General features: G+C 42.8%; 10 protein-coding genes. 2 read left to right on the top strand and 8 right to left on the bottom strand.

Annotated features, from left to right (window positions below; genetic code table 11):
- The first annotated feature begins 16 nt into the window (after positions 1-16).
- On the top strand, positions 17-1,180 hold the full coding sequence (locus K6V48_RS02930; protein ID WP_222367893.1) for an IS30 family transposase: 1,164 nt from the start codon (positions 17-19) through the stop codon (positions 1,178-1,180).
- Positions 1,181-1,426: 246 nt separating this feature from the next.
- On the opposite strand, the gene tadA is transcribed toward K6V48_RS02930, so the two are convergent.
- On the bottom strand, positions 1,427-1,951 hold the full coding sequence (gene tadA / locus K6V48_RS02925; protein WP_222367891.1) for a tRNA adenosine(34) deaminase TadA: 525 nt from the start codon (positions 1,949-1,951) through the stop codon (positions 1,427-1,429).
- A 414-nt stretch (positions 1,952-2,365) separates the two neighbouring features.
- On the opposite strand from tadA, the gene K6V48_RS02920 reads away from it, so the two are divergent.
- Complete coding sequence (locus tag K6V48_RS02920) at positions 2,366-3,706, top strand: Nramp family divalent metal transporter (RefSeq protein ID WP_222367889.1); 1,341 nt, start codon at positions 2,366-2,368, stop codon at positions 3,704-3,706.
- Positions 3,707-4,361: 655 nt separating this feature from the next.
- Here K6V48_RS02920 and K6V48_RS02915 read toward each other — a convergent pair.
- From K6V48_RS02915 to K6V48_RS02885, 7 genes are all read right to left on the bottom strand, one after another.
- On the bottom strand, positions 4,362-5,564 hold the full coding sequence (locus K6V48_RS02915) for an IS110 family RNA-guided transposase (RefSeq protein WP_315863151.1): 1,203 nt from the start codon (positions 5,562-5,564) through the stop codon (positions 4,362-4,364).
- Positions 5,565-6,036: 472 nt separating this feature from the next.
- Positions 6,037-8,007, bottom strand: coding sequence for a transketolase (tkt, locus tag K6V48_RS02910; protein ID WP_222367885.1), 1,971 nt, complete (start codon positions 8,005-8,007; stop codon positions 6,037-6,039).
- A 120-nt stretch (positions 8,008-8,127) separates the two neighbouring features.
- Positions 8,128-9,219, bottom strand: coding sequence for an L-ascorbate 6-phosphate lactonase (ulaG, locus tag K6V48_RS02905; RefSeq protein ID WP_222367883.1), 1,092 nt, complete (start codon positions 9,217-9,219; stop codon positions 8,128-8,130).
- A 147-nt stretch (positions 9,220-9,366) separates the two neighbouring features.
- Complete coding sequence (locus K6V48_RS02900; protein WP_222367882.1) at positions 9,367-11,055, bottom strand: BglG family transcription antiterminator; 1,689 nt, start codon at positions 11,053-11,055, stop codon at positions 9,367-9,369.
- A gap of 201 nt (positions 11,056-11,256) precedes the next feature.
- Positions 11,257-11,973, bottom strand: a complete 717-nt coding sequence (locus tag K6V48_RS02895; RefSeq protein ID WP_222367881.1) for an L-ribulose-5-phosphate 4-epimerase — start codon at positions 11,971-11,973, stop codon at positions 11,257-11,259.
- Complete coding sequence (locus tag K6V48_RS02890; RefSeq protein ID WP_222367880.1) at positions 11,973-12,836, bottom strand: L-ribulose-5-phosphate 3-epimerase; 864 nt, start codon at positions 12,834-12,836, stop codon at positions 11,973-11,975. Before K6V48_RS02890 ends, K6V48_RS02895 begins: the two co-directional genes overlap by 1 nt.
- A 5-nt stretch (positions 12,837-12,841) precedes the next feature.
- Complete coding sequence (locus tag K6V48_RS02885) at positions 12,842-13,504, bottom strand: 3-keto-L-gulonate-6-phosphate decarboxylase UlaD (protein ID WP_002939878.1); 663 nt, start codon at positions 13,502-13,504, stop codon at positions 12,842-12,844.
- Positions 13,505-13,507 lie beyond the last annotated feature (3 nt).

Genomic DNA, 13,507 nt, shown 5'->3' with positions numbered 1-13,507 from the left:
AAGTTGGTAACTGACAATGAAAAACAAACACTTAACTCTCTCTGATCGCAATGATATTCAAATAGGAATTGAACAGCTAAAGCCCTTCTCAGCTATAGCTGCTAAGTTAGGAAAAGACCCGTCCACAATCTCAAAAGAAGTTCGGAGAAATAGGGTGGTTAAAGAGAACTCTACAACCTCTAATTGTGAGGCCTGCCCTCTACTTAAAAAGGCTCCTTACGTTTGTAATGCCTGTCCGAAAAAGAGATTGAACTGTGGATACCAAAAACAGTTCTACTACGCCAAAAGAGCTCAGCTTGATTATGAAGCTAAGCTCTCAGATTCGAGAACAGGTGTTGCCCTAAACAAGGAAGAATTCTATCGCATGGACGAGATTGTCTCTTCTGCCATCCAAAAGGGACAACACCTCAACCACATCATCGCATCAAATGAACTGTCGGCTTCAAGAGCTTCTATCTACAGATACCTTGAAAAAGGATATCTTTCCACAAAGCCTATTGATTTCCCCCGTGTTGTGAAATTCAGAAAACGGAGAACTAGAAACCTCCAACCCATTCCTAAAACAGCTAAAGAAGGACGGTCTTACGAGGATTTCCAACGCTTTCTAACAGAGAAAGGCATCAGCTACTGGCTGGAAATGGACACCGTTACTGGACGGATCGGCGGAAAGCTGCTTCTCACCTTTAATCTCTCCTACTGCAACTTTATCTTCGCTCGGTTACTTGATAATAAAACAGCTAATGAGGTCGCTAAACACATCTACGCTATCAAGAATGACCTACATCAGAAAGAAATCGACTTCTGCGAAATATTCCCTGTCATTCTGACCGACAATGGCGGTGAGTTCGCCAGAGTGGACGATATCGAAATGGATGTTCGTGGAGAATCTAAACTCTTCTTCTGTGATCCCAATCGTTCTGACCAGAAGGGGAGAATTGAGAAGAATCACACACTTATCAGAGATATTCTCCCTAAAGGAACTAGCTTTGATAACTTGACACAGGATGACATCAACCCGGTTTGTTCGCATGTCAACAGCGTCAAACGGGCGTCTTTCAACGGAAAATCGGCTTATGAACTCTTTACATTTACCTACGGGGAGGAATTGGCAACACTTTTGGGTATCTCTAAAATTGACCCTGAGAACGTCATCCAATCACCTCGATTACTAGATAAGTAATCGCTAGTTTTTATTAAAAAATAATTTCAAAATAGAAAGGAACTTGTCCCATCCCAAATTCCAGATAACTAGAACTTACTTTGAGACGTCTCAGAGCCAGTAACTTTAGTGTACTCTTTTTTTCAACATTTTCAACCCTAAAACTCACTATTATCAACATTTGTAGTCAAAAACAGAACTTAGTCTGAGACTAAATTCTGTTGATTTTATGCAGTTTTCTCAAAGTAACTTCTGGAAGGACGGGAACTAGAACTTACTTTGAGAATTTACCACTAGGGATTTAGTAGCCAGCTTATCAGCTTTTTGCTTCTCCCTACGTTGTCTGAAAAAATCTTGCATCATTTGGGCACACTCCTCTTCCAATATTCCCTTTTCCACCTCTACTCGATGATTCAGACGGACGTCCGCTAAAATATCATAAAGACTCCCAGCAGCACCAAACTTTTGATTGGTGGCTCCATAAATCACCCTTGGAATGCGTGCGAGACCAATAGCCCCGCTACACATGACACAGGGTTCAATTGTCACAAAAAGTGTGGTCTCAAGCAACCTCCAATTCCCCTCAACACGATTAGCCTCTTGAATCGCCATAACTTCAGCATGCATAATTGCCTGATTGAGCTCTTCACGAGCATTGTGGCCTCTACCAATAATCTGCCCTTCCTTCACAATAACGCAACCGATTGGGATTTCATCTTTTTCAAGGGATTTTCGTGCCTCTTCTAAGGCTTGTCTCATAAAATATTCTTTTTCTTCGTCTGTATAGTGCATAGGTCTATTATATCAGAAAATCCGAAACGAACTCTTTCGCTAATGGAAATTTCGAAAAAGAAATAAAGATACTTGAGAATAAGTAACCATACTTTAGCGTGATACCCTCTCCAACTTTGAAGAATCGAATTGATGGCTAAGCCAGTAACCTCATATACTCAGATGATGATTTAAGTTCTTAAAAGTGACGCAAATTATCTTCCGTCTTGAAACTACAAAATCGAATCGAACTCCTTCCCTTTTTTCCAATCCAATGCAAGAAATCAACTCCTCTGGGTACAATGATTTCTATTTTATTGCAAATTGGATTCGTTAGCATCTAACGTTTTAGGTGTACCAAATAAATAACTTAAACATTGTTAACAAATTGATTTTTTTCTGTTATAATATCTTTCATCAGAAAGAAGTGACACTATGAAAAAAACAAAAATATCGCTTAGTGAAGTAAATCAAAGTATTGCTGTTCCAAAAAATGGTGGTTTTTTCAAGACTCTAAAGGCATTTTTAGGACCTGGAGCACTAGTAGCTGTTGGTTATATGGATCCAGGGAACTGGATTACTAGTGTTATAGGTGGTGCCAGTTATAAATACCTTTTATTATCTGTTATCTTGATATCTTCTCTTATTGCCATGCAACTGCAACAAATGGCCGGAAAGTTAGGTATTGTTACTCGCCAAGATTTAGCCCAAATGACAGCAGCACATTTACCTAGTTGGCTACGCTATCTGCTGTTTATCGTCATAGAATTAGCCTTAATGGCGACTGATTTGGCTGAGGTTATTGGTTCTGGTATTGCTCTTCATTTACTCTTTGGCTGGCCATTACTGTTCTCCATTCTCATTACCATACTGGATGTATTCTTACTCTTGTCACTGATGAAATTGGGTTTTCGAAAAATAGAAGCCGTGGTAACAACGTTAATTTTAACTATTCTAGGCATTTTCATTTATCTAGTAGCATTGTCCAAACCTAGTTTTTCAGGGATTCTACACGGATATCTTCCTCATCTCTCTATATTCAACCTTCATCAAACTACTACTAATAGCCAACTAACTCTAGCTCTTGGTATCATTGGCGCTACAGTCATGCCACACAATCTCTATCTGCACTCGTCCATTTCACAGACACGGAAAGTAAATTATGAAGATAATAAGTCAATCTCTGAAGCGGTACGCTTTATGAGTTGGGATTCAAACTTACAACTAAGCCTAGCATTTTTTGTCAATTCTTTACTTCTCATTCTTGGAGCCACACTATTTTACGGACACTCTAGTGATATCAGTGCATTTTCACAAATGTATAATGCACTCAATGACTCCTCAGTTGCAGGGAGTATTGCTAGCGGCTTCTTATCAACTTTATTTGCAGTCGCTTTATTGGCTAGTGGTCAGAATTCAACCATCACAGGAACACTGACTGGACAGATTGTCACAGAAGGCTTTCTTAACCTCAAACTCCCACAATGGAGTATCCGATTAACAACTCGACTCTTAGCCTTATTACCAGTAGTCATTGTTGCTGTATTTTACGGGGATAATGAAGCCGTTCTAGATCAACTAATTGTCTATTCACAAGTATTCCTCTCACTTGCTCTGCCATTTTCTATCTTTCCACTTGTTTACTTTACGTCTAACCCCAAAATAATGGGAAATATGGTTAATGCCCGTTGGAACACTCTTTTCGGCTACCTTGTGGCTTTCATATTAACCTTACTCAACTTCAAACTTATCTATGATATTTTATTTCCCTATTGATTTTTTAAACCAATAGGCAACTACAATTAAAAGCGCTCAACACAAACGCAGGATGATATCTCTCCATTAGAATAATCATTGTGCGTTTTTTTTGATTGTCATACTCAATGAAAATCAAAAGTAGCCTATCGTCAACTATCTGGGAGATAGTTGAAGGCTGGAAATATTGAGGCTGGGCAGAAAGTCCAGCCTCGCTTCTCAGAGTTCGTGTCAACATCTCAGCGCAGTGGTTGATTGGCTTTAACAGTCTGGGAGACTGTTAAAGGTAGGAGATAAGATTTGCACAGCAAATCTCAGCAGTTCGTGTTTCACACTCCAAATCTGACCATAACGACTGTTGCGAACAAAGTTCGCTTTATCTCCAACCTCCAAAGGTTCCTCGAACCTTTGGAGCTGTGCGGTGGTGGGAGTGAAACAGTCTGGGGATAGACTGTTTCAGCTCAACAACTTAAAACGAAAAATTGTTGACGAACTCTTTTTCTACCATTTGTCAAGTCCATCAAGGTATTTGACGAAAAATATTTTGAGTTCAATAGTCAAAATAAGGAAATTGTTTTCTTTTGGACTAAAGTTTAGTGAAAAAAGTGTATACAAAACCAACACCTTATGTTGAAATTTTTTGATAAGGTGTTACAATGATAGAGCATAAACAGTTTTATCGATTTTGGGTTGAAGCGTAATCGTAAAGTTTGTTATGCATAATGAGGTAATACATTGTCCGAATGAGACGATGTATGGAGGCAATCGTGTGCGGCTTCGTTGAAGTCGTTTGCGATTGTCTTTTTCGTTTCTCATAAAAGTCTGCGATATGGCAAGGATTGGTATGACTGGCTGAAGCAATATTGTGAATACATTTGAACAGAATCTTTCTAGCGTAGGGATTGCCACGCTTGGTAATGTGTTCCTTAGCGAGGAAGTTACCAGATTCATAGTGTCTCAGGTCAATACCGATAAAGGCATTAATTTGATTGGCAGACTGAAAACGGCGAATATCTCCCAGTTCACCAATAATACTTGTTGCAGTAGTCTCAGCTATTCCAGGAATAGAGCGCAGAATGTCATATTCAGGTAATGGCTGAGCTAGTTCCACCATTTCGTCTAAGACTGCCTGTCTCTGTTCAGAAAGTCTAAGCAATTCTTTTGTATAGTAACGGACCTCTTCCAGCATTGGAGAGGTTTTCTTGACGGCACAATAAGATTGATTAGCTAGTGCTATCAGCTTTTCGGCTAAGTACGCCACACGCTTGTCCGAAATCCGTTTTGAAGTGGATTGACGAATGCTTTCTAAGAGTTTATCCTTGCTTAGCTCAAGCACGAAGTCCTTACAAGGAAAAGCTATAACTAAGTTCCAGTATTGTTCACCAGTTGGTGTTGACAAGATATTTTCCAATTCAGGGAAAGTGACCTGTAAGACCTTGTGCAGGCGGTTTTTAGCCCGAACAATGTCCTCGGTCAGATTCTGATAGAATCGACTTAAATCTCGCAGATTTTGATAGACTTCTTCTTGGACATATGTCGGTTTACGATTCAGTACAAACTGAGACTGAGCCAGTTTTTCAGCGTCAATTTGATCTGTTTTCCGCACACGCAAGCTATCCAGTTGCTTCTTAGCTTCTAAGGGATTGAGCCGTGTATAAGCATAGCCATTATCTTCTAGAAAAGTTTGAAGACGACGAGAATAAACGCCTGTTGCTTCAAAGATGGTTTCAGGCTTGTGGACGGTTTTCAAATCGCCAAGTAGCCGAGAAAAGCCAATGGCATCATTGGACATGGTGTAGTTATGAACCTTCTCGCCATTGACTAGAATGGCTACTTCTGAACTTACCTTACTCACGTCAATCCCAAATACTACTCGCATGATATTACCTCTTTGTCTTGAATGATTCCTTGTTTTAGTGATGTCATTTTCAATACTCGACGTCTGGCGTCCCACATACTTTGATAACATTCTTTCTAAAACAGGTGCCTTGCCAGTTTTTGTTGCGACGTCTAGCGTCAAAAAGTCCCACGACTTAACAAGACACCTCTACTTTATCATAAAGAAAAAGTAGTGAGTACTTTCTCCCATCGGAGATTTCCTCACTACTAATCTTAGTATGTTTTAGACTGGTCGAGTTCTTTCCCACTCCCGTCATTACGCCGAAGATAGAACTCTGTTACTATCTCATTTCAAGGTTACAGGCCGACTGGAGTTTTTCACTCATCAAGGCTCTTGACAACGGATAATGTTGATTTTCGAAGAGTATCAATGTTCAAAATCACACAGTATTTTCCATAACAATTGAAACGAACTTGAAAAACAGCCCCGAAAGGCTGTTTCTGACATTTTATTACAATTCGCCAACCAATTTCACAACATTTTCTACTGTGAAGCCATAGTTGTCAATAACTGTTTGGGCTGGAGCTGAGGCACCGAACGTGTCGATACCAAGAACTTTACCATCAAGACCGACATACTTGTACCAACTTTGAGTTGCACCCATTTCAATGGCCAAGCGACGACGGATAGCATTTGGAAGGATCTCTTCCTTGTAGGCAGCGTCTTGTGCATCGAAGAGTTCAGTTGATGGCACAGAAACCACGCGAACCTTAGTGCCTGCTGCTTCTAGTTCCTTGGCAGCTTTTACAGCCAAGTTCACTTCTGAACCAGATGCAAGAAGGATTGTATCAAAGCCTGCTGCTTCATAGACCACGTAAGCACCTTTGGCAACCTTGTCAAAGTCTGTTCCTTCTTCAACTGTCAAGTTTTGACGAGTGAGAACAAGGGCTGATGGTGTTGATTTGCTGGTCAATGACAAGTACCAAGCTGCCTGTGTTTCACGCGCATCTGCTGGACGGAAAACGTTGAGGTTTGGCATAGCACGAAGTCCTGCCAAGTGCTCAATCGGCTCGTGAGTTGGACCATCTTCACCAACTGCAATTGAGTCATGCGTGAAGACATAAGTCACAGGAAGACCTTGAAGGGCTGACAAACGAACTGCTGCCTTCACATAGTCTGAGAAGACGAAGAAGGTCCCACCGAAAACGCGAAGTCCACCGTGTGCTGCCATACCATTCAAGATAGTACCCATAGCAAATTCACGCACACCGAATTGGATATTGCGATTCAGAGGATTAGCAGAGTCTTGAAGTCCTTCCCCCTTAATGACAGTCATATTTGAGTGTGCCAAGTCAGCTGAACCACCAAAGAAATTTGGTAATACAGCCGCTGCTGCATTTATTGCATCTTGTGATGAGTTACGAGTTGCTTGTGAGAAACCATTTTCATAGACAGGGAAATCAGCTTCTGTCAACTCAGCCAATTCACGACCTTCCAAGATAGCTGTTACTTCTGCAGCCAATTCTGGATGTGCTACTTTGTAGTCTTCCACCAATTTCACCCAAGCATCATACGCAGCTGCTCCACGGTCAGCTACATTAGCTTTGAAGTCTGCATAGACTTCAGCTGGAACTTCAAACGGAGCATAGTTCCAATCAAGTGCCTTACGAGTTGCTTCTGCCTCTTCTGGACCAAGAGGAGCACCGTGAGCCGCATTGCTTCCAGCTTTATTTGGTGAACCATAACCAATAACTGTCTTGATTTCGATAAGTGATGGTTTACCAGCAGCTTTTGCTTTTTCAATAGCCGCAAAGATGGCATCTACATCTGTACCATCTGTTACGAGGTCTGTATGCCAACCATATGCATCGTAACGTGTACGAACACTTTCTGTAAAGGCATCCTTCGTTTCACCATCCAAGTTGATGTCATTTGAATCATAGAGAACGATGAGTTTTTCTAATTTTTGAAGCCCTGCATAAGAAGCAGCCTCTGAGGAAACACCTTCCATCAAGTCCCCATCACCACAGATAACGTAAGTATAATGATCAAAGATTGGGAAGCCATCGCGGTTGTACTTAGCTGCAAGGAAACGCTCTGCTTGCGCAAATCCTGTCGCAGTTGAAATCCCTTGTCCAAGAGGACCTGTAGTCGCATCTACACCTGTTGTATGACCAAATTCTGGGTGACCTGGTGTTTTTGAACCCCATTGACGGAAATTCTTTATTTCATCCATTGTGACATCTTCAAATCCTGACAAATGAAGGAGGCCATAAAGAAGCATGGAGCCATGGCCAGCTGATAAGATGAAACGATCACGGTTAATCCAATTCGGTTGGGATGGATTTACACGAAGTTCTTTAGTAAAGAGGCTATAAGCCATTGGGGCTGCACCCATAACGATGCCAGGGTGACCTGATTTCGATTTCTCAATGGCATCAATACCAAGGAATCGAATCGCATTGACTGAAAGATTTGACATGATTTTCTCCTTTTATAAAGTCATGTTTTCATTATACCATAAAGCGTTTTCTATGTCTTTGGGAATAGTAGCTATTCTGTTGGAAAAAGGCAGAACCTCTGTCCTGCCTCCATGTATTGACTACAATAAAGCCTTGAATTGAATATTGGAATCTTCCAAGAAATAGTCGTCGAAACCGCGTGGATGATGGTATTCAATGCGGTCCTTGTCCATCGGGTAAGTATACTTGCCACCAACTTCCCAGATGAATGGATGGAAATCGTATTGCAAGCGTTCCTTACGCATTTTCCAGATCTGCAAGATTTCATCTGTTGACGCCATGAAGTTAGACCAGATGTCGTAGTGAACAGGGATGATTACCTTAGCACGCAAGTTTTCCGCCATACGGAGAAGGTCGATTGAGGTCATCTTGTCTTGGATACCGATTGGGTTGTCACCGTAGTTGTTGATAGCAACGTCGATGTTGAAGTCACGACCGTGTTTTGCAAAGTAGTTTGAGAAGTGGGAGTCTGCACCGTGGTAGATGGTTCCGCCAGGCGTTTCAAAGACATAGTTGACTGCCTTGCGAGCCATGAGTTCATCTGTCACAGGAAGTCCTGCTAATTTACCGCCATTTTCGTCATAACCTTCGATTGGCAAGGTCACCAAGCAAGTACGGTCGAAGGATTCTACAGCGTGGACCTTGATGTCTTTGAATTCAAAGCTATCGCCTGGTGCGATACGGATGATACGGTCAGCTGGAACACCCCATTTTTCCCAAATATCGCCACTCTCAACTGGGCCGACAAATTTGACGTGGTCCAATTTTGGATTGTTGATAATGGCCGCAGCGGTGCTGATGTCCATGTGATCACTGTGAACGTGAGATACCAAATAATAGTCCAATTCATTGATGGCAAATGGGTCGATGACCATCGGTTGCACACGCAAGTTTGGTTGCAATTTCCGCACACCTGCCATGTTAGCCATTTGGTGGCCCCAGACCATGTCTTTTACTTTTTTAGTTGATTTACCGCGAGATGACCAAAGATCCATGACCACATTGGCTCCGCCCGGTGTCTTAATCCAAACACCACAGTTTCCTAGCCACCACATAGCAAAATTGCCTTCAGGCACTACTTCTTCTTCAATTTCTTCGTTGAGCCAAGTTCCCCATTCTGGGAAAGTTGAAAGAATCCATGATTCTCTTGTAATATCTTGAACCTTAGCCATTTGTCATCCTCCTATAAGGTACTTTCTATTTCTATGCTTCTAGTATATGCTCATTTACGGACAAAAAAAAGACCAAATCAAACACAGGTATGTGTTCACATTTGGACTTTTAGAAACTACATTCACAGATTTACTTCTAAGAACATTCTAATACAAATCCGACTCAATATCCTTGCTCGACAAGTTATAGAGCAATTCATCTGTAATCAATTTTTGCAATTGTTGCTTCAATTCTTGAACCGCCTGACCATCCACAATATAAGTGGTCAGCAACTTGTCCAATTCGACCGCAAAACCCTGTTTTTCATCGGCCAAGCTCTGGTATTTGGCAAAATAGGTCAGGTTCAATACATCCTCAAAATCTAAAATCGGATGCACGCGCACGAGCGGAAAATTCGTTTCCAAGCCTTCGCTGGTCGTCACCAAGAAATCTGCTTCGACCAAATCTTCGACACTCTTGAATTGTTCGGTGGTAAAGACCGCTTCGATTTTCTTGTCCGGCAAATGGTAGAGGCACTGCTTGAAGAGCAAACGTTGCACCGACAAGCCTTCATCACAAATGAGATAAACCGTTTGATTTTGCCTTTTTCGGGTCCGTCTCCGCTGGATGGTCCCACCAAAATGAACGGTCAAATAGGCAATATCTTCATCGGTCAATTCAATCTGCCACTCTTCTTCCAACAGCTTTCCGGCCACACGTGTCACCGAAAACAGTGTGCTGTACTTATCTTGGATTTGCTGAAGCATTGGATTTTTGGTCAAAATGCCGTAGGTTTTCCGAAAAAGCAAGGCCTTACAGTGGGCCAAAAGGTGCTTAGCTAGCTCTTCCTTGTTTTCCAACTCAAAAGAAGAATGGACCTCAAACTGGTGAATAAAGCGCTCAACTACGTGTTTCATTTCCGCAAAATCCTGACTAGCCACATGGACATCACTGTCCTTGCGGTAGCTCAGCAAGAGGATGGTAATCAAGGAAACTTCGATTTCGTCCAATTCCACTTCAAATCTCGCCTGCAAGGCAGCCCGCAATTCCTTGGCCACTCGATACTCAATCCGCTCTTGAATGATTTTAAATTCGCTCAAGGTAGCCCGTTCGTCAATTTCGTCTAGCTGCATATTGCGGTAGCTCAGCAGCAGAAAAGGCAAGACTTTGAGCATAAATTCGATTTCGTAGTGATTGATTTTCTTGCCCAGACGGCGTTCAATCTGGGGCACTTGGTCCTGCAAAAATTGCTCCATTTCCGGAGAAAACATGAGCTGGTAACCAATTAAGTCTGACAGTTTTTCTTCCAAAACTTGGATGAAACCCTTATTGGCATCGGAAAAAATGCTGTACAAAAGGGCATGAACATACTGGATTTTATTGAGCGGGTGGCAAATCAAATCGTAACCCTGACTTTTGGAAACATAGAGGGTCATTTTGTACTGTTCCTGCGCCAATTGAGCCCGGATTTCATTGAGGTCATTGAGCACAGTATTGCGTGAAACCTCGGTCAGTTCCATCAACTTTTCCAGCGTAACGCGCTCCGGAGCAATGCAAATGTATACCATCATCAGCTGCATTCTCTCAGCAATATTCATGGTATAACTATAAGCATCAATCGACGCTAACAAATCTAAGCCAGCTTGTTTTTGTTCTTCCGACAGCACAATACCCATACGGGGCAAACTCTCCAAGGGAGCAACATCGGCTGGTAGGGCATCGTTTATTTTCTCCAGATGGTAGTAAATTTTGCGCCGTGATTGTTGCAATTCTTTGGACATGGACATAATCGTCTCTGGTTCTTGTAAGCCAATCAAATGCCGCAACAAGGCACAGCTACTCTTATCTAGCGACACAGTCGCACCTCCTTTTTCTCATCGTAGCCGCCTCAGCCGCACAGACAGTTTCAATGGTTTTTTCATGCAAATATCTATAAGTATAGCAAAACATATCGCTGCCGTAAAGAACATTCGGTTTTTCTACGCCACAAAAAGGACAGACTGCTAGCTTCATTTTCAGAATAAGAAGCAAGTCTCTCCTTTTTCATTCTATTTTAATCAGTGGACATCTCCCTTTTGTCCATAGTAGGCATTGGGACCATGTTTACGGAGGTAGTGCTTGTCCATGATATAGCTTGGCGCTGGATCCACCCGTGGATTGATTTGTTCGGTGTAGCGGTTCATCCGAGCCACTTCCTCAAGGACAACACTATGGTAAACTGCCTGAGCAGGATCCTTGCCCCAGGTAAATGGTCCATGGTTACGGACAACAATTCCTGGAACGGCCACTGGATCAATGCCTCGGCGTTCAAATTCCTCGATGATGACTGCTCCTGTTTCTTTTTCATAGGCAGTGTTCACCTCTTCAGCCGTTAAGGAACGAGCGCACGGTACTGGACCATAGAAATAGTCCGCATGAGTTGTCCCATAAAATGGAATGTCACGACCAGCTTGAGCCCAACCAACTGCTTCTGTCGAATGCGTATGCACGACAGCATGTACGTTTGGCCAAGCCTTGTAGAGGGCAACGTGGGTCGCCAAGTCAGACGAAGGATTCAGGTCTCCTTCTACCACATTTCCATCCAAGTCAGTCACCACCATGTTTTCTGGTGACAATTTTTCATAATCCACACCAGAGGGCTTGATGACGATACGACCAAGTTCACGGCAGACTTCTGATACGTTGCCCCAGGTAAACTTGACAAGTCCGTGGGCAGGTAGAGCGATATTGGCTTCATAGACCCGCTGACGCATTTCCTGTAGATCTTTTGGCATTAGTTTAACCCCGCTTTCTCAATCAATGGGTAGAGGAAATCTTGTGCCTCCTTGATAGCTGCTCGTGTTTCCTCAACCGTTTCACAATTCTCTGACCACATTTCAATCAAGAATGGACCTTGGTAGTTGGTCTTTTTCAAGACTGCAAACATATTTTCCCAGTCCACACAGCCCTGACCGAATGGGACATCACGGAATTGACCTTTGGAATTTTCAGTTACCGCATAGGTATCCTTGAGGTGAAGGGCTGCGATAGAACGGTGTCCCAGATAAAATTCGCTATAAATGTCATTATGCCAAGCAGACACGTTTCCAGTATCTGGATAGACAAAGAGATAAGGCGAGTCGATTTCTTTTTCAACGGCTAGGTATTTTTCAATGGAGTTGATAAATGGATCATCCATAATCTCAATAGCCAACATGACCTGAGCCTGTTCTGCCCAGTCGCAAGCCTGACGGAGATTCTTGATGAAACGCTCTCTAGTTTCAGGCGATTTTTCCTCATAGTAAACGTCGTAGCCAGCCAACTGGATGACACGAACGCCCAAATCCTGAGCCAGTTCGATACACTGTTTCATGGTTTCTAAGGACTTGGCTTCGAGAGCAGGGTCATTGGAGCCGAGTGGATAACGACGGTGACCAGAGAAACAGATAGTCGGAATGCGGACACCTGTTTCATAGATGGCCTTGACCAGCTCCAAACGCTCTTCCTTGGTCCACTCCAAACGAGCCAAACGAGCGTCGCTCTCATCCACCGACATCTCCACAAAGTCGAAACCTAATTCTTTGGCAAACTCCAAGCGTTCCTTCCATGTAAAGTGTTTGGGCGTTGCCTTTTCATATATTCCGATTGGTCGTGCCATAGGCCTTACCCCCAGATACGACGGATTTCGTCTTTAAATTCACGCGCCGCTGCTGCTGGATCTGCTGCTTCTGTAATACCGCGACCTGCGATAAAGGTGAAGACATCTACACCCTCGAAGAGTTTAAGGGTATCAACGTCCAAACCACCTGTTACAGAAACACGGAAGCCCATGTCAACCAATTTTTTCACCTTGTTCAAGTCTTTTTCACCCCAGGTTTCGCCTGCAAGGAGGGCATCACGCGATTGGTGATAAATAGCTTGGGAAATACCTGCGTCCAACCAGAGTTGAGCCTGTTCATAAGTCCAGTCACCATAGAGTTCGATTTGGATTTCACCCTTGTCGCCACGAACTTCCTTGATGGCCTTCAAAGCCGCTTCCATAGTTGGAATAGTTGCAGAACAGATACAAGTCATCCAGTCCGCACCACGAACAGCATTGTTTTTAGCCACAGTACCACCCGCATCCGCACACTTGGTATCTGCAACGATAATTTTGTCTGGGAAGAGGCTGCGAAGAACTTCTACCAATTCGCTACCAACTTGGAGCAAACAAACGGTACCTGCCTCGATGACATCCACTTCATGACCAACGGAGACAGCTGCTTTAATCGCTCCCTGTAAGTCTGAATGGTCAAGGGCAACTTGTAAATTTGGAATATGTTTCATGTT

This window comes from Streptococcus suis, from assembly GCF_019794555.1.
GTDB lineage: Bacteria > Bacillota > Bacilli > Lactobacillales > Streptococcaceae > Streptococcus > Streptococcus suis_AB.
Note: the sequence above shows the minus strand (reverse complement) of the source record. Positions and strands in the feature narration are given on the sequence as shown.